A 19,960-nucleotide genomic window follows, 5' to 3' on the forward strand; every position below is an offset into this window, starting at 1 on the left:
AAGGTCTAACCGCAGTGATTTGGTCCCTGCAGGGTAATGAGCTCCTCATAAACCCAAAAAGAATTGTTTAATTCTTTTTAATGCCATTTAGGAATATAGCTCGCTACTGATGATCCGAGCCTGGACACAAGGTATCGGCTCATAAGCTAATTCCTAAATGGTATTTGTTCGCCATTTTTTAGATCGATTAGCTTTCGACGCATCCCCTATACGTCAATCACTTTCGAAAAGGCGACGCCATCATGACCAGACGCGCACTATCCAGTCAATTTGTTACAGTTTGTGTATCGCTGATATTTTCTTTTTCCGCCCAAGCAGACACGCTCACCGTCGGTTATCAAACCGGTATCGACCCCAGTAAAGTCCCTCAGGCTGATGGTGTTTACGAGAAAACCCTTGGCCAGAAAATTGATCCCACTACGTCGATTCAGTACCGGTGCAGAAAATCGCCAAACTGACCGGTGCCGGAGCAAGGGAAGGTCGAGACGGTGCTGCCGGATTATTCGCCGTACGTCAGCGCGAAATTCGTCACTGAGTAACACGCAGAACCTGTGGCGAGGGAGCTTGCTCCCGCTGGACCGGGCTGGCGCTCCAGGCCGGAGGACTCCCAAACCCGACAACGCGGTAAATCAGTCATAACGCGTTTATTGGTTTTGGGGCCGCTTCGCAGCCCAGCGGGAGCAAGCTCCCTCGCCACAAAAGCCAACACGGACAGCCACCCAGTCAGAGGGCTTTTTCGAAGATCTTCGAATTTCGCTGGTAGTTGTAAAGCGACGCTCGCGCCGACGGCAGGCGTTCGACGCTGCTCGGCACGAAGCCCCGCTCACGAAACCAGTGAGCCGTCCGGGTGGTCAGCACGAACAAGGTTTTCAGCCCCTGAGCCCGGGCACGGGTTTCGATGCGCTCCAGCAGTTCATCGCCGCGACCGCCATGGCGGTACTCCGGGTTCACCGCCAGACACGCCAACTCCCCAGCATCCGAATCGGCAATCTGATACAGCGCCGCGCAGGCGATGATCATGCCTTCGCGTTCGACCACGCTGAACTGCTCGATCTCACGCTCCAGCACCTCACGGGAACGGCGCACCAGAATCCCCTGCTCTTCCAGCGGGCTGATCAAGTCCAGCAAACCACCGACGTCTTCGATGGCTGCCTCGCGCACAACTTCGAATTGCTCCTGCGCCACCAGCGTACCGCCACCGTCACGGGTGAACAGTTCGGTCAGCAGCGCACCATCTTCGGCGTAACTGACGATGTGACTGCGCGCCACCCCGCCCCGGCACGCTTCAGCGGCAGCGTCCAGCAGCTCGGACTGATAATTGTTGCCCAGACGTTGCAAATGCGCCGGCACTTGCTGCGGGCGCAATTCGCGAACCAGACGACCATTTTCATCGATCAAGCCCAGATCGGCGCCGAACAGCAGCAGCTTGTCCGCCCCCAGATCAATAGCTGCGCGGGTGGCGACATCTTCGCAAGCGAGGTTGAAGATCTCACCGGTCGGCGAGTAACCCAACGGCGACAACAGCACGATGGAGCGCTCGTCCAACAGGCGATTGATGCCCTTGCGATCGACCCGGCGCACTTCGCCGGTGTGGTGATAGTCGACACCTTCAAGTACGCCGATTGGCCGCGCAGTAACCAGATTGCCGCCGGCCACCCGCAGGCGTGAGCCCTGCATCGGCGACGAGGCCATGTCCATGGACAGCCGCGCTTCGATAGCGATGCGCAGTTGGCCGACCGCATCGATCACACACTCAAGCGTCGCCGCATCGGTGATGCGCATGCCATGGTGGTAATGCGGGGTCAGGCCGCGAGCGGCGAGACGGGTTTCAATTTGCGGACGCGAACCGTGAACCAGCACCAGACGCACGCCCAGGCTGTGCAGCAGCACCAGATCGTGGACGATATTGCCGAAGTTCGGGTGCTCCACGCCGTCGCCGGGCAGCATGACGACGAAGGTGCAATCGCGGTGGGCGTTGATGTAAGGCGAAGCGTGACGAAGCCAATTGACGTATTCGGGCATGAACCTGGGCCTGTAATAAATAGCAGCCGAAAAAAGGGTAAAGCAGTAAACGCACAGCGGGCTGATGGTTATCGTCGGAACAGGCTTGGCGACACGCGCGCTCTCCTCATGAATACGGGTTGGGACATCGGCAATTTATACACGCTCCTACACTGGCATCGTCGTTTTGGCCGGCGTCAGGCAGTAATGTTCAATCAGTTGACGTAATAGATGCACGGTAGGCTGCAAACGTGACATTTCGAGGTATTCCCCCGGTTGGTGGGCGCAGGCGATATCACCCGGTCCCAATACCAGTGTTTCACAGCCAAGTCGCTGAAGATAAGGCGCTTCTGTGCCGAATGCCACTGCTTCGGCGCGATGGCCGGTGAGCTTTTCAGCGATCCTCACCAATTCCGAGTCCTCGGCCTGCTCGAACGGCGGTACTTCGGGGAACAACGGCGCGTAATCGATCTTCACCTGATGCCGTTCGGCGATCGGATTAAGCTTCTGCAAAATCGCCGCGCGCAGGGCTTTGGGGTCCATGCCCGGCAACGGACGCAAGTCGAACTCCAGCGAGCACTGGCCACAGATGCGGTTGGGGTTATCGCCGCCGTGAATGCAGCCGAAATTCATCGTCGGCTGCGGCACGCTGAACTGCAGGTTACGGAATTCGCGCTGCCACGCCAGGCGCAAGCCGCGCAGTTCGCCGATGGCATCGTGCATGGCCTCGAGGGCACTGTGGCCCAGACGCGGGTCGGAGGAATGGCCGCTCTGGCCGAGGATGTCGATGCGCTCCATCATGATGCCTTTGTGCATCCGCACCGGCTTCAGCCCGGTCGGCTCGCCGATCACCGCCGCGCGACCTAATGGCCGCCCGGCTTCGGCCAGAGCGCGAGCGCCAGACATCGAGCTTTCTTCATCGCAGGTGGCGAGGATCAACAAGGGTTGCTTGAACGGTTGATCAAGCAAGGGTTTGACGGCTTCGATGGCCAGGGCGAAAAAGCCCTTCATGTCGCAACTGCCCAAGCCGACCCAGCGACCGTCCACTTCCGTCAGCTTCAGCGGGTCGGTCTGCCACAACACCTCGTCGTACGGCACCGTATCGCTGTGACCGGCCAGCACCAGGCCGCCGGGGCCGGAGCCAAAACTGGCCAGCAGATTGAATTTGCCGGGGCTGACCTGTTGGATATCGCAGGCGAAACCCAAGTCCCCGAGCCATGTCGCCAACAAGTCGATGACCGGCCGATTGGTTTGATCCAGGCTGGGTTGGGTACAGCTGACAGATGGCGCAGCGATCAGCGCAGCAAACTGATCTTTCATGGACGGCAAAGACATCGCTGACTCCCAACACTCCCGAATTGAAGTCCATCATAGAACCATCCGGCGACAGGAATAAACCGTCGCGGCCTATCACGGATGAGTCCTGTACACTGCACGACCTTGGCAGCCACACATTCCCCCGGCTGCGCTCCCGATCCTGGATTTTCCGGCCATGCAGAAAGAAACCGAAATCAAACTCCGCGTCAGCCGCGAAACCCTCGCCGCCCTGCGCGAGCACCCGTTACTGAAAAAACGCAACAAAAGTGGCTGGGAACGCCGTGAATTGATGAACCAGTACTTCGACACGCCTGAGCGCGACCTGGCCCGCGCCAAGGTTGCCCTGCGCCTGCGTCGCGATGGCGAAGAAGTGATTCAGACCCTCAAGACCCGTGGCCAGAGTATCGCCGGTCTGTCCGAGCGTCACGAGTACGACTGGTCCCTGCCCAAAGCCAAGCTCGACGTGAAGAAACTCGACGGTGAATGCTGGCCCGAAGAGCTGGCCGAGCTGGACAAGAAAACCCTGAAAGCCATCTTCACCACCGATTTCGTTCGCGAACGCGCCGAAATCGCTTGGGGCCGTGGCAAGACCAAAGTGGTCATCGAAGCCGCGCTGGACCTGGGCCACGTGGTGGTCGGCAAGCAGAAAGAAGAAATCTGCGAGCTGGAACTGGAACTGCGCGAAGGCGAACCGGCCGCGCTGCTGGAACTGGCCGCCGAACTGGCTGCAACCCTGGCGCTGATGCCATGTGACATCAGCAAGGCCGAACGCGGTTATCGCTTGTTCGACGCCAACAGCTACTCGCTGAGCTTGCCGGCGCCGCAGATCACCGCCGAAATGCCGCTGGACGATGCGTTCGCCGCCCTGAGCTGGCATTTGCTGAGCAGCAGCCAGCGTCTGGCCGAGCAATATCGCTTCAATGGCCACTGGCGCCTGTTGCAGGACTGGGTCGAGAACCTCGCTGAAATGCGCGCGCTGATCAGCAGCCTCGGTCAGGCCGCACCGCGTCAGTCGACTCACGATCTGCGGGTCGCGCTGGATGCCCTGCTAGAAGACTGGCGTCCGCTGGTACAAGCCGGCCTGGACGACGAAGACGTGCGCAAAGCCGCGCCGGAACAGTTCCTTGAAGAACTGGAAGACCCACGCTGGGGCCTGTTCTCCCTGAACACTTCGCGCTGGTTGCTGGCCCGCACCTGGACGACTGATCGTAACGTCCGTGGCAATCGCCAGGGCGCTGCACAACTGGGCAGCTGGCTGCCGCGCATGCTGGGCGAAGAAGCCAACTCGCTGCAATTGCAGCGTTATCAGCAACAGCCGGAAGACTTGGCCGAGCAGCTGCCGCGTATCGAGCGCATCCAGGCCTGGCTACACCATGCCCGTAACGTACTGGACATCCCGGAAATGGATCGCCTGTACGGTGAGCTGAAACAGCTTGCTCTGCTAGCGAACGAGCCGATCACTGATGAATCGCTGGATGCGCGCAAGCAGCAGGCGATTGCGGTGTATCAGAATCGTGCCTGGAAGATGCTTCTGCGTATGTAATCTCGCGATGGTGATCGTTCCCACGCTCCCGCGTGGGAATGCAGCCGGTGACGCTCCGCGTCACCTGGACGCGGAGCGTCCCTTGAGGTATTACCACGCAGAGCGTGGGAACGATCAGTGTCGGGTCAGCGCAACACCGGCAAACTCGTCGTGGATTTGATTTCCGACAACGCCACGATCGAGTTGACCTCCTGAATCCCCGGCACCATCGACAGCTTCTCGAAGAAGAAGCGCTCATAAGCCTCGATGTCTGCCGTGACAATCCGCAGCAAGAAATCCACCGACCCCATCAGCACATAACATTCCAGTACTTCGGGAAAACCGCGAATCGCTTCGGTGAATTCGTTGAAGTTCGAACGTCCGTGGGCGTTGAGTTTGATCTCGGCGAAGATCTGCGTGTTAAGACCGATTTTCTTCCGGTCAAGCAACGTCACCTGAGCGCGAATGATCCCCTCTTCCTTCATCCGCTGAATCCGCCGCCAGCACGGCGACTGTGAGAGCCCTACCTGTTCGGCGATCTGCGCGCTGGAGAGCGAAGCGTCCTCTTGCAGCAACGCGAGAATCTTGCGGTCGTAGCCATCCAGCTCGCTGTGCATAAAAAAACCTATAGTTGGTACTAAATCGAATTGATCGATTCGATAAACGGTCAATAAGCCCCATCATAGATAAGAAATGCCCGGCACCGAATGTAAAAATTCCTCCAGTGATTTTGGAGACCGACCCATGCCGCATTTAGAAGCCGTGAACACCCCGCCTGCCCGCGCCGATGTCTGGAACGTCAGCAACGCCCACTGCCGCGTTCACTATCAATTACTGGCCGAGGCCGAGCCGGATTTGCTGTGCCGGGCGCTCAACCTGTTCGCCTTGCAGTTTCTGACGCCGCAGCAGGTCAACGTGCAGCGCATGGACGATTTGCTATCGGTCGACATCGTCATGGACGGCCTGAGCTGGCACCGTGCTCAGGTGATCGCGGAAAAATTACGTAACCTGATCAGCGTCTGCTCGGTGAACCTGCAAGCGGCGGATTCTGCGTGGCAAGGGCCGGCTCAGGCAGCCGGCTGAAAAAACCCGACACGTGTTGGTCCGGTAGTGGCCCAACGGTCTGCGGGCACGCAGCTATCCTTTGCAAACGGTTGTTCATAAGGAGCCCGCATGTCCGTTCTACTCGCCACTCAGGACCGCTGGCTGGACCTTAACGATTTGCTGCGTGAACTGGTCGCCCAGGGCTTTATCAGCCAGGACTCGGCCGAACACGCACTCAACGCCCGCCGCCGTCACGCCACCACTGGTCAGCAGCACCCGCTGGAGCTCATCGCCAGCCAACACCTGGACGACCTCAGCCGTCCCGGCAAACACCTCGATCTGGAAAGCCTGACGCTCTGGCTGTCTCAGCAGGCCGGTCAGCCTTACTTGCGCATCGACCCGCTGAAAATCAATGTCGCGGCCATTACGCCGTTGATGTCCTATGCCTTCGCCCAACGCCACAAGATTCTGGCAGTGTCTATCGACCGCGACGCCGTCACCGTGGCCAGCGCCCAGCCCTTCGTCAGCAGTTGGGAAGCCGACCTGACCCACGTATTGAAGCTGCCAATCAAGCGCGTAGTGGCCAACCCGGTGGACATCCAGCGCTTCAGCGTGGAATTTTTCCGCCTGGCCAAATCGGTCACGGGCGCCACCAACGCTGATCAGCAAACAAGCACTCTGGGCAACTTCGAACAGTTGCTCAACCTCGGCGCCAGCGACCAGGAGCCGGACGCCAACGATGCGCACATCGTCAATATCGTCGATTGGCTGTTCCAGTACGCGTTCCAGCAGCGGGCCAGCGATATCCACATCGAACCCCGGCGCGAGCAAGGCACGGTACGTTTTCGCATCGATGGCGTGCTGCACAACGTCTATCAATTCCCGCCGCAGGTGACCATGGCCATCGTCAGCCGCCTGAAAAGCCTGGGGCGGATGAACGTCGCGGAAAAGCGCAAACCCCAGGACGGCCGGGTCAAAACCAAGACCCCGGATGGCGGCGAAGTCGAACTGCGGCTGTCGACATTACCGACTGCATTCGGCGAAAAAATGGTCATGCGGATCTTCGACCCGGAAGTGCTGCTCAAGGACTTCGATCAGCTGGGTTTTTCCGCCGATGACCTGCGCCGCTGGCAAGACATGACCCGCCAGCCCAATGGCATCATTCTGGTGACCGGGCCGACCGGTTCGGGCAAGACCACCACGCTGTATACCACCCTGAAGAAACTGGCGACGCCGGAGGTCAACCTCTGCACCATTGAAGACCCGATCGAAATGGTCGAACCGGCGTTCAATCAGATGCAGGTCCAGCACAACATCGACCTGACCTTTGCCGCCGGCGTGCGCGCGCTGATGCGCCAAGACCCGGACATCATCATGATCGGCGAGATCCGCGACCTCGAAACCGCCGAGATGGCGATTCAGGCCGCACTCACCGGCCACTTGGTGTTGTCGACGTTGCACACCAACGACGCCCCGAGCGCCATCAGCCGCCTGCTGGAACTCGGCGTGCCGCATTACCTGATCAAGGCCACGGTGCTCGGGGTCATGGCTCAGCGTCTGGTCCGTACGCTATGCCCTCACTGCAAGGCACCATTAACGTTGGGCGAGGACGACTGGCAAACCCTGACCCGGCCTTGGCAAGCGCCACTGCCAGGCAACGCACAACGCGCCATCGGCTGCCTGGAATGCCGCGAAACCGGCTATCGCGGCCGCGCCGGGGTGTACGAAATCATGCAGCTGACTGACGGCATTAAAGCGCTGATCAACCCTGATACCGATTTGCTGGCGGTCCGCCGTCAGGCTTTCAAGGAAGGCATGCGCAGTTTGCGCTTGTCGGGGGCGCAGAAAGTGGCGGCGGGTTTGACCACGATCGAAGAGGTGTTGCGAGTGACGCCGCAGAGCGAGCAGAAATAGGCCTGATGCTGGTAGGCGCTGCCGCAGGTTGCGATCCTTTTATCTTGTTTTTAAAAGCGAAAATCAAAAGATCGCAGCCTGCGGCGAGCCGACTAACGTCACGGAACTCGATTGGGATATTGGCAATCAAAGCCCGCAGTTAAAACCCAGTGGAGTCACCTTTTATGCGTCTCAAACTTGCTGTCGCTACCTTCGCCGTGTTGTCCCTCCCAGTCGGTTCGGCGATGGCTGATGACAGCTTTTTGCGTAACGTTCTTACGTCCGGTGCCACCACCGGTACGTCCTACCTGACCTCCAGGGATCATAAGCTGGTCGTCGCTGCCCAGGACGACGCCGGCAGCTTTGTCGCCAGTGACGGCGCCATTCGCGGCCCGTACCTGGAAGCCGCCATGCAGAAAGTCCGCGCCGACAACCCTGGCCTGCAAGCCACGGACATGGAACTGGCGAACGCAATCCTGGCGAAGAATGCCATCGCCTCGAAATAAGGTTCGTTGCTGAACAAAAAATGCGATCCATTTGATGATCGCTCCCACGCTCCGCGTGGTAGCACCGCCATGGACGCTCTGCGTCCGCTCTTGGGACGCGGAGCGTCCCGGGATGCATTCCCACGCAGAGCGTGGGAACGATCAGCCTCCCCCTGTCAGCGGTATTCGTCCACCGGCACACACGCGCAAAACAGATTGCGGTCACCGTAAACATTGTCCACACGGTTCACCACCGGCCAATACTTATGGGCCTTGGTATGCGCATCCGGCGTTACCGCCTGCGCGATGCTGTACGGCCGCTCCCAAACCCCGGTGATGTCGGCCAAGGTATGCGGTGAGCGTTTCAGCGGGTTGTCCTCCGCCGGCCAGTTGCCGTTCTGCACCTCGGTGATTTCCGCGCGAATACTCAGCATCGCGCCGATAAAACGGTCCAGCTCCGCCTTCGACTCACTCTCGGTCGGTTCGACCATCAACGTCCCCGGCACCGGGAATGACATGGTCGGCGCATGGAAGCCGTAGTCCATCAGGCGCTTGGCAACGTCCTCTTCACTGATTCCGGTCAGCGCCTTGAGCGGTCGCAAGTCGAGGATGCATTCGTGGGCCACTCGCTCGTTGCGCCCGGTGTAGAGCACTGGAAATGCACCCGCCAAATGCTGCGCCAGGTAATTCGCGGCGAGAATCGCCACTTCGCTCGCATCCGCCAGTTGCGGCCCCATCATCGCGATGTACATCCAGCTGATGGGCAGAATGCTTGCGCTGCCCCAAGGTGCCGCGCTCACCGCGCCGTTCTCCGGCAGCGGACCTTCGATTGGCACCACCGGGTGATTGGCGACGAATGGCGCCAGGTGCGCCCGAACGCCGATCGGGCCCATCCCCGGTCCGCCACCGCCGTGGGGAATGCAGAAGGTTTTGTGCAGGTTCATGTGCGATACGTCGGCACCGATGTCGGCCGGCCGTGCCAATCCAACCTGCGCATTAAGGTTGGCGCCATCCATGTACACCTGACCGCCGTGATTGTGGATAACTTCACAGATCTCGCTGATGCCTTCCTCGTAGACCCCGTGAGTCGACGGATAAGTCGCCATCAGGCAGGCGAGTTTGTCCCCCGCCTCCGTGGCTTTTTCCTTCAGATCATTCAGATCGACATTACCCCCCTCGTCGCACTCGACGATCACTACCCGCATTCCGGCCATTTGCGCCGAAGCCGGGTTGGTGCCGTGGGCCGAGGACGGGATCAGGCAGATATCCCGCGCGCCCTGATGGCGGCTCTCGTGATATTTGCGAATCGCCAACAACCCGGCGTACTCACCCTGAGCGCCCGAATTGGGTTGCATGCAGATCGCATCGAAACCGGTGATCGCGCAGAGCCAGCGCTCCAATTCCTCGATCATCAAGGAATAACCCACCCCCTGCTCTTTCGGCACGAACGGATGCAGGTTGGCGAACTGCGGCCAGGTGATGGGGATCATCTCGCTGGTCGCGTTGAGCTTCATGGTGCAGGAGCCCAGCGGAATCATCGATTGGTTGAGCGCCAGGTCCTTGTTCTCCAGCTGCTTCAGATAACGCAGCATTTCGGTTTCGCTGTGATGAGCGTTGAACACGGGATGACGCAGATACGGCGTACTGCGCTGCAACCCGGCAGGAATGCCGGATGCCAGTGCTTCAGCGTCCAGGTCGTCGATGTTGAGCCCATGATCGGCACCGAGAAACACATTGAACAGCTTCGCCACGGTGGTTTCGTCACAGGTTTCGTCGAGGCTGAGGCCGAGCTGTCCACGGCCGAGAATGCGCAAATTGATCTGCGCCACCTGGGCACTTTCGATGATCGCAGTCTGAGTGCCACCGACCTCCAGGGTCAGGGTGTCGAAGAAGTGTTGGTTGAGACGTGTAATGCCGTGACGCTCCAGGCCAGCAGCGAGGATGCAGGTCAGCCGATGGACGCGCTGGGCAATCCGTTTGAGCCCTTCCGGGCCATGGTAGACCGCGTAGAAACTGGCGATATTGGCCAGCAGCACCTGAGCGGTGCAGATGTTGGAGTTAGCTTTCTCCCGGCGAATATGTTGCTCGCGGGTTTGCAGGGCCATGCGCAGGGCGACGTTGCCACGCGCATCTTTCGACACGCCGATAATCCGCCCGGGAATTGCCCGTTTGTATTCGTCGCGGCTGGCAAAAAACGCCGCGTGCGGGCCGCCGTAACCCATGGGCACACCAAAGCGCTGGGACGAACCGAATACCACGTCGGCACCCAGCTCCCCCGGCGGAGTCAGCATCAGCAGGCTTAGCAGATCGGTCGCTACACAGGCCAGAGCTTGCTGGGCATGCAAATGATCGATCAATGGGCGCAGATCACGCACTTCGCCATGGGTGTCGGGATATTGCAGCAGCGCGCCGAACACCTGATGTTGTTTCAAGTTATCCACAGCGTCGACGATCAGCTTGAAACCGAACCCTTCGGCCCGGGTCCGCACTACGGAAATGGTCTGCGGGTGGCAATTCTCATCGACGAAAAACAGGTTGCTCCTGGACTTGGCCACGCGCTTGGCCAGAGCCATGGCCTCGGCTGCCGCCGTGGCTTCATCCAGCAGCGAGGCGTTGGCCAGTTCCAGGCCGGTCAGGTCGATGGTCAACTGCTGGAAATTCAACAACGCTTCGAGCCGGCCTTGGGCGATCTCTGGTTGATAGGGGGTATAGGCGGTGTACCAACCGGGATTTTCCAGCACGTTGCGCAGGATGACGGCCGGCGTGAGGGTGCCGTGGTACCCCATTCCGATCAGGCTGGTCCAGACCTGGTTCTGCTCGGCGTAGCCCCGCAGCTTGGCCAGTGCGGCTTCCTCGTCGAGGGCCGGCGGTAGATCCAACGGCCGGTTGAGGCGGATTCCCGGCGGCACCGTCTGCTCGATCAGTTCGACCCGGCTGCCAAGACCAAGGCTGTCGAGCATCGCCTGCTGCTCGGCGGCATCGGGGCCCAAGTGGCGGCGCAGAAAGGTATTGGGGTCGCGTAACTGGCTCAAGGACGGCAACTGGGACATGACGGGCTCTCTCTTGACTGGCGCTCGGCGTCGATGCAATGCGGTCAAACCAGCATAGCAGTCGCTGTCACAGTGCCTTGAAGAAGGAGTCGTATGTAAACGATGTAGGAGCTGCCGAAGGCTGGGGCCGCGTTCGGCAGCTCCTACGGGGCGAGCATTACTCGCCGATAGCAGCCTTGTAGGCCACCGGGTCGAGCAGGTTGTTCAGCTCGGAGGTATCGCTCGGCTCGAGTTTGAAGAACCAGCTGTCATAAGGCGCGCTGTTGACCAGTTCCGGATTGTTGGCCAACTCTTCGTTAACGGCAATGACGGTGCCGGAAACTGGCGAGTAGATATCCGACGCAGCCTTGACCGACTCGACGACACCCGCAGCCTCACCGGCAGCGAACACTTTGCCGATTTCCGGCAGCTCAACGAACACTACGTCACCCAAGGCTTCCTGAGCATGGTCTGAAATACCCACTTTCACGCCGCCATCATGGTCTAGACGGGCCCATTCGTGACTTTCGGCAAAACGCAGGTCGACAGGGATTTCGCTCATGTTCTGTGTCCTCAAGAAAAATGTCAGCGGTCATTGCCCGCCAGAAAAAGTTAGATCAAGGTTTTGCCGTGGCGTACGAAGGTCGGTTTGACCACTCGAACCGGGTACCACTTGCCACGGATTTCCACTTCAGCGCGGTCAGCGGTGGCCACCGGCACGCGCGCCAGTGCTATCGACTTGCTAAGCGTAGGAGAGAAACTACCACTGGTGATCTCCCCTTCGCCAACATCGGCGATGCGAACCACCTGATGCGCACGCAAAACTCCCCGTTCTTCAAGGACCAGACCGACCAGTTTGTGCTGCACGCCGGCAGCCAGTTCGGCTTCCAGGGCAGTGCGGCCGATGAACGGGCGCGTGGCCGGTTCCCAGGCAATGCTCCAGGCCATGTTGGAGGCTAATGGCGAAACGTCTTGATGAATATCCTGACCGTAGAGGTTCATGCCGGCTTCGACCCGCAAGGTATCGCGGGCACCGAGGCCGATCGGGGAAATGCCCGCACCCACCAGATCATTGAAGAACCCCGGCGCCTGATCGGCCGGCAGCACGATTTCCAGACCATCCTCACCGGTGTAACCGGTGCGCGCGATGAACCAGTCACCGTCGGTTTGACCTTCGAAATATTTGAGCTGCTGAATCAGCGTGCCACGGGACTGAGTCACCAGTTCGGCAATCTTGTGCCGGGCGTGAGGCCCTTGAATGGCCAGCATCGCCAACTCGGAGCGCTCGTTGAGCTGCACATCGAAGTCGCCGAGATGAGCTTGCATCCAGGCCAGATCCTGATTGCGGGTGGAGGCATTGACCACCAGGCGATAACCGTCCTCGAGACGATAGACGATCATGTCGTCGACGATGCCGCCGTGCTCGTTGAGCATGGCGCTGTAAAAGGCACGGCCGGGGCTGTGCAGACGTTCGACGTCATTGGCCAGTAAATACTGAAGCCAGGCCTTGGCCTGAGGGCCGTCAACATCGATCACGGTCATGTGGGATACATCGAAAACCCCGCAATCGCGGCGCACCTGATGGTGTTCCTCGACCTGAGAGCCGTAATGCAGAGGCATGTCCCAACCGCCAAAATCGACCATCTTCGCGCCGAGGGCGAGATGAAGGTCATACAGAGGCGTACGCTGTCCCATGGGTTTCTCCTTCCGGGCGTGGCGAAGGTGCGGACGGGCGCTGCACGGGGTGAAATACCTGTAAATAAAGGCTTTCAGCCGATTTCAGCGACCCGGTCTGAAGGACGGACCGCACCGAATGCCGCGCATTGTAGCCGCAAGGTGTAGGACTGACACCTAGGTGTTTCGATGCGCCGACCTTCTGATCAGTCCGATGACCGGTAACAGCCCAACCAAAACCAGGGTCAGTGCCGGCAACGAGGCCCTCGCCCACTCGCCCTCGCTGGTCATTTCAAAGATGCGCACCGCCAGCGTGTCCCAGCCGAACGGGCGCATCAGCAGGGTCGCCGGCATTTCCTTGAGCACGTCGACGAACACCAGCAACGCAGCACTCAACGTGCCCGGCAGCAGCAGCGGCAGATACACTTTGAAAAACAGTCGTGGCCCACTGACGCCAAGGCTACGTGCTGCTTCGGGCAATGATGGCCGTATTCGCGCCAGGCTGCTTTCCAGCGGTCCGTAAGCCACGGCGATGAATCGCACCAGATAGGCCAGCAACAACGCCGACAGACTGCCCAGCAGTAACGGTTTGCCCGCGCCGCCAAGCCAGCCTGACAACGGGATCACCAGTTCGCGATCCAGGTAACTGAACGCCAGCATGATCGACACCGCCAGTACGGAGCCTGGCAACGCATAACCAAGGTTAGCCAGACTGATGCCGGAACGGATCGCCCGGGTCGGCGCCAATCGACGGGCAAAGGCGAGCACCAGAGCGACACTGACGGTGATCAACGCCGCCATACCGCCCAGGTACAGGGTATGCACGATCAATCCGGCATAGCGCTCATCCAGATCGAAGCGCCCGCGTTGCCAGAACCACACCATCAGTTGCAGCACGGGAATGACGAAGGCGCAGGCGAATACCAGACCACACCAGCTCATGGCCGCCAGCGCCTTGACCCCGCGCAGGTGATACAACGCCTTGACCCGTGGCCGTTCGTTGCTCGCCCGGTTGGCCCCGCGGGCACGGCGCTCGCCATACAGCACGACCATCACCACCAACAGCAACAGGCTGGCCAGTTGCGCCGCGGTGGAAAGGCTGAAGAAGCCGTACCAGGTTTTGTAGATAGCGGTGGTGAACGTATCGAAGTTGAACACCGACACCGCACCAAAATCCGCCAGGGTTTCCATCAGCGCCAACGCCACCCCCGCGCCGATGGCCGGACGTGCCATGGGCAACGCCACACGCCAGAACGCCTGCCATGGGGATTGCCCAAGGACTCGCGCTGCTTCCATCAAGCCTTTGCCCTGAGCCAGGAAAGCGGTACGCGCCAACAGGTAAACGTACGGATAGAAAACCAGCACCAGCACCAGAATCACACCGCCGGTGGAGCGCACTCGCGGCAGCCTCAGACCGCTGCCGAACCATTCACGCAACAAGGTTTGCACGGGGCCGGCAAAATCCAGCAGGCCGACAAAGACGAAGGCCAGCACGTAGGCAGGAATCGCAAAGGGCAGCATCAGCGCCCAATCCAGCCAACGCCGCCCAGGGAATTCGCAAAGGCTGGTGAGCCAGGCCAGGCTGACGCCCAGCAGCGTTACGCCGAAACCGACACCGAGGACCAGCGTGAGGGTATTGCCCAGCAGTCGCGGCATCTGGGTGTCCCACAGGTGGGACCAGATCTGCTGATCGATGGTTTGCCAGGAAAGAAGCAGGACGCTCAGGGGCAGCAGGACCAGCGCAGCAATGGCGAAGACCAGGGGATACCAGCGGCGTTGAGCGGGGTGGGCCAAGGAAAGCTCTCGTTTAAATGATTGTGCCCACGCTCTGCGTGGGCACACATCTTGTGACGCTCTGCGTCACGCCTCGACGCGGAGCGTCGGTGGATGCGTTCCCACGCAGAGCGTGGGAACGATCAGGTCGGCAGGGACGCCGCCGACTTCATTCTGTGGCGCAGTATATCGACAGACTCAGTTCCAGCCAGCCCGATCCATCATCCGGATCGCTTCTGCCTGACGCTTGCCAGCCACTTCCACCGGCAGGGTATCGGCAACGAACTTGCCCCAGGCCGCTACTTCAGCTGAAGGCTGAACGACAGGGTTGGCCGGGAATTCCTGGTTCACGTCAGCGAAAATCTTCTGTGCTTCAGGCGTGGTCATCCACTCCACCAGCGCCTTGGCAGCTTGCGGGTGCGGCGCATGTTTGGTCAGGCCGATGCCCGACAGGTTGACATGTACGCCACGGTCACCCTGATTCGGCCAGAACAGCTTCACCGGCAGGTCCGGCTTCTGTTTGTGCAGACGACCGTAGTAGTAAGTATTGACGATGCCAACGTCGCATTGGCCGGCGTTGATCGCCTCCAGCACGGCAATGTCATCGGAGAACACATCAGTGGACAGGTTGTTGACCCAGCCATTGAGGATCTTCTCGGTTTTCTCGGCGCCATGGACTTCGATCAGGGTGGCGGTCAGGGACTGGTTGTAGACCTTCTTCGCCGTGCGCAGGCACAGACGGCCTTCCCACTGCTTGTCGGCCAGCGCTTCGTAGGTGCTCAGCTCGCCCGGTTTCACCCGGTCGGTGGAGTAGGCGATGGTCCGCGCCCGCAGGCTCAGGCCGGTCCAGGCATGGGAGGAAGCGCGGTATTGCAGTGGGATGTTGGCGTCGATCACCTTGGAAGTGAACGGCTGGAGGATGCCCATCTGCTCGGCCTGCCAGAGGTTGCCGGCATCGACGGTCAGCAGCAGATCGGCGGTGGCATTTTCGCCCTCGGCCTTGATCCGCTGCATCAGCGGCGCTTCCTTGTCGGTGATGAACTTCACCTGCACGCCGGTTTTCTGGGTGTAGGCATCGAAGACCGGTTTGATCAGCTCATCGATACGCGAGGAGTAAACCACCACCTCGTCGGCGGCCTGGACGGCGGTGCTGCCAATCAGGGTCAGGGCCAGTGCGGTCAGTAGACGCTTGGGTGCCAACATGGAAGCGGTCTCTCGAATGGGGAAGTGAGCGCAAATGATAAGGACTCACATTTAGCTTCTCAATCGAACAGTTTGCGGAGAAGTTACCAAATGTTGCACGGGTAAGGATATGAGGTGGCTGATCTGCCGCCATCGCGGGCAAGCTACCGCAGCGAAAATTTCAAGCCTTGGCAAGCGCCGGCAGATCCCCGATCAACCCAAGCGCCTCACGCACGAACAACGCCTTGGCCTCGGGCATCTGATCGACCATCTTCAATCCGGTATTACGCAACCAGCGCACTGGTAACGGATCGGCCTGGAACAGTCGCTCGAACCCTTCCATCGCCGCCATCAACGCCAGGTTGTGAGGCATGCGCCGACGCTCATAGCGACTGAGCACTTTCACGTCCGCCAACCGCTCACCCCGCGCGGCCGCTTGCAGCAGCACTTCGGCCAGCACTGCGGCATCGAGGAAACCGAGGTTCACGCCCTGCCCCGCCAACGGATGGATGGTGTGGGCCGCATCGCCGATCAGCGCCAGGCCTTCAGCCACATACCGCTTGGCATGACGCTGACGCAGCGGCACGCACAGGCGCGGGTCAGCGCTGAGCACTGTGCCGAGGCAGCCTTCGAAGGCCCGTTCCAGCGCCTTGCAGAAGCCTTCGTCGTCCAGCGCCATCAGGCGTTCGGCTTCGCTCGGCGTGGTCGACCAGACGATCGAGCACCAATCCTGCCGGCCGTCCCGTTCCAGCGGCAGAAACGCCAGAGGGCCGTTGTCGGTGAATCGCTGCCACGCCGTCATTTGATGAGGTTTTGCACTGCGCACACTGGTGACGATCGCGTGGTGCATGTAATCCCATTCGCGGGTCGCGACACCGGTCAGACGCCGCACCGCCGAGTTGGCACCATCCGCCGCAATTACCAAAGGCGCCCGCAAGGTGCGACCGTCGGCCAGGGTCAGCAGCCAATCGTCACCGGAGCGGCGCATCTGCTCCAGACGCGCATTGGCCAGCATCCCGAGATCGCAGTCGTGCAGCCGGTCGAGCAAGGCGTCCTGAACCACGCGGTTCTCGACAATATGCCCGAGCACGTCGGCATGCACACTGGTCGCCGAGAAATGGATCTGCCCGGTGCCGCTGCCGTCCCAGACGTGCATGTCGGTGTACGGACTACTGCGCCGACTGGCAATGCCATCCCAGACGCCCAGACGTTCGAGTATTCGCTGGCTGGCCGCCGACAAGGCGCTCACCCGTGGTTCGAACGGAGCCTGCCCATAGAAGGGTTTGACGCTCAGGGGGCTACCGTCCAACAGCAGGACTTCAAGCCCACTGTTTTGTAACGCCAGCGCCAGGGCACTGCCGACCATTCCGGCTCCGACAATCAGCAGATCTGCGCGCATTTCCATGCTTTAAGCCTGTCTCGCTTGCGGTTTGAGCCGCAGGTAAAGGGTTTCTTCAACGCGTGTCAGCAAAGTGCTCGCGCTGTCATGAATATCGACTTGCCAGTGCGTAGGCTCAAACATCAGGACGCGTACCCAAACCCATGGCCTGTCGGGCGAACCAGCGCTTGGCCGGCGGCAGCAGATCGAGGCCAAGCAGGCCGATGTTGCGCCCCAGGGAAACCAGCGGCTGAGTGCTGCCAAATAACCGGGTGACCTGATCGGAAAAGCCCACGGTCAGGTTCTGATCCATTCGCTGACGCTCGCGATAGGCCTGCAAGGTAGCGAAGTCGCCGGGCCCGGTCTCGCTACCCAACAAACTGTCGGCCAGCGCCTGGGCGTCACGCAACGACAGGTTGAAACCCTGCCCGGCGATCGGATGCAGGCTATGAGCAGCGTTGCCGAGAATTGCCAGATGCGGGCGGACTTGTTCCTCGGCTTCGATCAGCGACAGCGGATACAAATGCCGTGCGCCGACCTGTTTCAGCGTGCCGAGGCGATAACCGAAGATGCCCTGCAACTCGGCGAGAAAGCTGCGGTCATCCAGGGCTGCCAGCCGCTGCGCGTCCATGCCCAAACGGGTCCAGACCAAAGCGCAGCGGTTTTCCGGCAGCGGCAGCAAAGCCATTGGACCATCGTCGGTGAAACGCTCGAAGGCCATGCCGTTGTGCGCTTCGCTGGTGGTGATGTTGGCGATCAGCGCGCTCTGGTTGTAAGGGCGTTTCTTGATGCCGATCCCCAGTTGCTCACGCAAGCCGGAACGGCCGCCATCGGCGAGCACCGCAAGGTCGCATTCCAGGATGGTTTCATCGTCGAGCGTCAGGCGATAGCCGTCGGTCAGCGGTTCCATGCGGGTGACTTCCGCCGGGCAGCGCCAACTGATCACGTCCTTGTCCAGACCTTGCCAGAGGCATTGGCCAAGCCAGGCGTTTTCCACCACATAACCCAGCGCCGGAACGCCCTCTTCCATCGCCGACAGCCGGGCGGTGGAGAAACGTCCACGGTCGGAGACATGAATCTGCTTGATCGGCTCGGCGCGGCGGGAGATTTCCTGCCACACACCCAACCGTTGATAAATCTGCCGGGCACCGAAGGACAGCGCCGAAGAGCGGGCGTCATAGCTCGGCTGATAGGTGTGGCCGGGGGCAAACGGTTCGATCAGCACGATCTTCCAGCCACGGGCCTTGGCTCCAGCCTGCAACGCCAACGCCAGACTGGCGCCGACCAGGCCACCGCCGATGATTGCCAGATTGATTCGACTCATGCCGCTTGTGCCCGTGCGGCGGCCATCAAGGCCTCGATTTCGGCGACCGTTTTCGGCACGCCGTTAGTCAGGATTTCACAACCGGTTTTGGTCACTACCACGTCGTCCTCGATGCGCACGCCAATACCGCGCCATTTCTTCGCCACGTTCTGGTTGTCTGGGGCGATGTAAATGCCCGGTTCAACCGTCAGCGCCATGCCGACTTCCAATACGCGCCATTCGCCGCCGACCTTGTATTCGCCGACATCGTGCACATCCATACCCAGCCAGTGGCCAGCGCGGTGCATGTAAAACGCTTTATAGGCTTCGCTGGCGATCAACTCGTCAACGTCGCCCTGCAACAGGCCCAACTTCACCAGACCGGTGGTAATCACCCGGACCGTGGCCTCGTGCGCCTGATTCCAGTGTTTGTTCGGCGCGATCTCGGCAAACGCTGCTTCCTGGGAAGCCAGCACCAACTCGTAAATCGCCTTCTGCTCCGGTGAATACTTGCCGTTGACCGGCCAGGTGCGGGTGATGTCGCTGGCGTAGCAGTCGATTTCACAACCGGCGTCGATCAGCACCAGATCGCCGTCCTTGAGCACCGCGTCATTCTGCTGGTAATGCAGGATGCAGCTGTTGCGCCCCGCCGCGACGATCGACCCATAAGCCGGCATCTTCGCCCCGCCCTTGCGGAACTCGTAATCGAGCTCAGCTTCGAGGCTGAACTCATGCAAACCGGCACGGCTGGCCTGCATCGCACGAATATGTGCCTGGGCGGAAATCCGCGCGGCTTCGCGCATCACCTTCACTTCTGCCGCCGATTTATACAGGCGCATGTCGTGAAGCAGATGATCCAGGGCAACGAATTCGTTCGGCGGCTGGGCGCCGAGGTGCGCTTTAGAGCGGATCACGTTGATCCAGTCCATCAGGTGCCGATCGAATTCAGGATTGCTGCCCATGGCCGAGTACACCCGGTCACGCCCTTCGATCAGGCCCGGCAGGATGTCGTCGATGTCGGTGATCGGGAAAGCGTCGTCAGCACCAAAGTCGCGGATCGCGCCTTCCTGGCCGGCGCGCAGGCCGTCCCACAACTCGCGCTCGGCATTACGTTCCCGGCAAAACAGCACGTATTCGCCGTGCTCACGACCGGGCATCAAGACGATGACGGCTTGAGGCTCGGGGAAACCGCTGAGGTACTGAAAGTCGCTGTCCTGACGGTAGACGTGCTCGACATCGCGGTTGCGGATGGCCACCGCGGCGGCGGGCAGGATGGCGATGCTGTTGGGTTCCATCTGCGCCATCAGCGCCTTGCGGCGACGGCTGTATTCCGATTTCGGGATATGAATCATGGGCAGA

Annotated in this window: 15 protein-coding genes and 2 pseudogenes; 5 read left to right on the forward strand and 12 right to left on the reverse strand. The window is 60.4% G+C overall.

Annotation, left to right across the window (positions count from 1 at the left end; translation table 11 throughout):
• Positions 1-239 precede the first annotated feature (239 nt).
• Positions 240-413 (forward strand): annotated as a pseudogene (gene tauA, locus LOY56_RS25315) (taurine ABC transporter substrate-binding protein); the annotation flags it as partial.
• A gap of 310 nt (positions 414-723) precedes the next feature.
• Here the strand turns inward: tauA and argA are convergent.
• Entirely contained in the window at positions 724-2,022 is a 1,299-nt protein-coding gene (argA, locus tag LOY56_RS25320) for an amino-acid N-acetyltransferase (RefSeq protein ID WP_258618018.1), read from the reverse strand.
• A gap of 147 nt (positions 2,023-2,169) precedes the next feature.
• Complete coding sequence (argE, locus tag LOY56_RS25325; RefSeq protein ID WP_258618019.1) at positions 2,170-3,336, reverse strand: acetylornithine deacetylase; 1,167 nt, start codon at positions 3,334-3,336, stop codon at positions 2,170-2,172.
• Between the two features lie 157 nt (positions 3,337-3,493).
• Between argE and LOY56_RS25330 the strand changes: the two genes are divergently transcribed.
• A complete protein-coding gene (locus LOY56_RS25330; RefSeq protein WP_258618020.1) occupies positions 3,494-4,861 on the forward strand; it encodes an inorganic triphosphatase in 1,368 nt (455 codons plus the stop codon).
• A 125-nt stretch (positions 4,862-4,986) separates the two neighbouring features.
• On the opposite strand, the gene LOY56_RS25335 is transcribed toward LOY56_RS25330, so the two are convergent.
• Positions 4,987-5,457 carry an Lrp/AsnC family transcriptional regulator gene (locus tag LOY56_RS25335; protein WP_258618021.1) on the reverse strand — a complete coding sequence of 157 codons (471 nt, stop codon included), beginning with the start codon at positions 5,455-5,457 and terminating at the stop codon, positions 4,987-4,989.
• Between the two features lie 127 nt (positions 5,458-5,584).
• On the opposite strand from LOY56_RS25335, the gene LOY56_RS25340 reads away from it, so the two are divergent.
• From LOY56_RS25340 to LOY56_RS25350, 3 genes are all read left to right on the forward strand, one after another.
• A complete protein-coding gene (locus tag LOY56_RS25340; RefSeq protein WP_258618022.1) occupies positions 5,585-5,923 on the forward strand; it encodes a hypothetical protein in 339 nt (112 codons plus the stop codon).
• Between the two features lie 90 nt (positions 5,924-6,013).
• Positions 6,014-7,798 carry a GspE/PulE family protein gene (locus LOY56_RS25345; RefSeq protein ID WP_258618024.1) on the forward strand — a complete coding sequence of 595 codons (1,785 nt, stop codon included), beginning with the start codon at positions 6,014-6,016 and terminating at the stop codon, positions 7,796-7,798.
• A 164-nt stretch (positions 7,799-7,962) separates the two neighbouring features.
• Positions 7,963-8,283 (forward strand): DUF2388 domain-containing protein, encoded by a 321-nt coding sequence (locus tag LOY56_RS25350; RefSeq protein ID WP_258618025.1) that lies wholly within the window; start codon positions 7,963-7,965, stop codon positions 8,281-8,283.
• A gap of 155 nt (positions 8,284-8,438) precedes the next feature.
• On the opposite strand, the gene gcvP is transcribed toward LOY56_RS25350, so the two are convergent.
• From gcvP to pepP, 9 genes and pseudogenes are all read right to left on the reverse strand, one after another.
• Positions 8,439-11,312, reverse strand: a complete 2,874-nt coding sequence (gene gcvP, locus LOY56_RS25355) for an aminomethyl-transferring glycine dehydrogenase (protein WP_258618028.1) — start codon at positions 11,310-11,312, stop codon at positions 8,439-8,441.
• Positions 11,313-11,469: 157 nt separating this feature from the next.
• The gene (gene gcvH / locus LOY56_RS25360; protein ID WP_038980852.1) at positions 11,470-11,853 is read right to left on the reverse strand and encodes a glycine cleavage system protein GcvH; all 384 of its coding nucleotides are present in this window, start codon (positions 11,851-11,853) and stop codon (positions 11,470-11,472) included.
• Between the two features lie 50 nt (positions 11,854-11,903).
• Positions 11,904-12,986 carry a glycine cleavage system aminomethyltransferase GcvT gene (gcvT, locus tag LOY56_RS25365; RefSeq protein ID WP_258618030.1) on the reverse strand — a complete coding sequence of 361 codons (1,083 nt, stop codon included), beginning with the start codon at positions 12,984-12,986 and terminating at the stop codon, positions 11,904-11,906.
• Between the two features lie 156 nt (positions 12,987-13,142).
• Positions 13,143-14,759, reverse strand: a complete 1,617-nt coding sequence (locus tag LOY56_RS25370) for an iron ABC transporter permease (RefSeq protein ID WP_258618031.1) — start codon at positions 14,757-14,759, stop codon at positions 13,143-13,145.
• Between the two features lie 177 nt (positions 14,760-14,936).
• The gene (locus LOY56_RS25375) at positions 14,937-15,941 is read right to left on the reverse strand and encodes an extracellular solute-binding protein (RefSeq protein WP_258618039.1); all 1,005 of its coding nucleotides are present in this window, start codon (positions 15,939-15,941) and stop codon (positions 14,937-14,939) included.
• Positions 15,942-16,101: 160 nt separating this feature from the next.
• Complete coding sequence (locus LOY56_RS25380) at positions 16,102-17,319, reverse strand: 2-octaprenyl-3-methyl-6-methoxy-1,4-benzoquinol hydroxylase (RefSeq protein ID WP_258622888.1); 1,218 nt, start codon at positions 17,317-17,319, stop codon at positions 16,102-16,104.
• 9 nt (positions 17,320-17,328) lie between these two features.
• Positions 17,329-17,421: pseudogene (locus LOY56_RS25385) on the reverse strand (tetrameric acyl-CoA thioesterase); the annotation flags it as partial.
• Positions 17,422-17,434: 13 nt separating this feature from the next.
• Entirely contained in the window at positions 17,435-18,622 is a 1,188-nt protein-coding gene (gene ubiH, locus LOY56_RS25390) for a 2-octaprenyl-6-methoxyphenyl hydroxylase (protein ID WP_258618041.1), read from the reverse strand.
• Positions 18,619-19,953 (reverse strand): Xaa-Pro aminopeptidase, encoded by a 1,335-nt coding sequence (gene pepP, locus LOY56_RS25395; protein WP_258618042.1) that lies wholly within the window; start codon positions 19,951-19,953, stop codon positions 18,619-18,621. The genes ubiH and pepP overlap by 4 nt, the downstream gene beginning before the upstream one ends.
• Positions 19,954-19,960: the final 7 nt, after the last annotated feature.

Source organism: Pseudomonas sp. B21-048 (assembly GCF_024748615.1).
Classification (GTDB): domain Bacteria; phylum Pseudomonadota; class Gammaproteobacteria; order Pseudomonadales; family Pseudomonadaceae; genus Aquipseudomonas.

Excerpts from the sequence above, each read along its gene's own strand:
- pepP (WP_258618042.1), bottom strand. The coding sequence starts at position 19,953 with ATGATTCATATCCCGAAATCGGAATACAGCCGTCGCCGCAAGGCGCTG.
- gcvH (WP_038980852.1), bottom strand. The coding sequence starts at position 11,853 with ATGAGCGAAATCCCTGTCGACCTGCGTTTTGCCGAAAGTCACGAATGG.
- LOY56_RS25380 (WP_258622888.1), bottom strand. The coding sequence starts at position 17,319 with ATGCGCGCAGATCTGCTGATTGTCGGAGCCGGAATGGTCGGCAGTGCC.
- LOY56_RS25340 (WP_258618022.1), top strand. The coding sequence starts at position 5,585 with ATGCCGCATTTAGAAGCCGTGAACACCCCGCCTGCCCGCGCCGATGTC.
- argE (WP_258618019.1), bottom strand. The coding sequence starts at position 3,336 with ATGTCTTTGCCGTCCATGAAAGATCAGTTTGCTGCGCTGATCGCTGCG.
- LOY56_RS25345 (WP_258618024.1), top strand. The coding sequence starts at position 6,014 with ATGTCCGTTCTACTCGCCACTCAGGACCGCTGGCTGGACCTTAACGAT.
- gcvP (WP_258618028.1), bottom strand. The coding sequence starts at position 11,312 with ATGTCCCAGTTGCCGTCCTTGAGCCAGTTACGCGACCCCAATACCTTT.
- argA (WP_258618018.1), bottom strand. The coding sequence starts at position 2,022 with ATGCCCGAATACGTCAATTGGCTTCGTCACGCTTCGCCTTACATCAAC.
- ubiH (WP_258618041.1), bottom strand. The coding sequence starts at position 18,622 with ATGAGTCGAATCAATCTGGCAATCATCGGCGGTGGCCTGGTCGGCGCC.
- gcvT (WP_258618030.1), bottom strand. The coding sequence starts at position 12,986 with ATGGGACAGCGTACGCCTCTGTATGACCTTCATCTCGCCCTCGGCGCG.
- LOY56_RS25350 (WP_258618025.1), top strand. The coding sequence starts at position 7,963 with ATGCGTCTCAAACTTGCTGTCGCTACCTTCGCCGTGTTGTCCCTCCCA.
- LOY56_RS25375 (WP_258618039.1), bottom strand. The coding sequence starts at position 15,941 with ATGTTGGCACCCAAGCGTCTACTGACCGCACTGGCCCTGACCCTGATT.
- LOY56_RS25330 (WP_258618020.1), top strand. The coding sequence starts at position 3,494 with ATGCAGAAAGAAACCGAAATCAAACTCCGCGTCAGCCGCGAAACCCTC.
- LOY56_RS25335 (WP_258618021.1), bottom strand. The coding sequence starts at position 5,457 with ATGCACAGCGAGCTGGATGGCTACGACCGCAAGATTCTCGCGTTGCTG.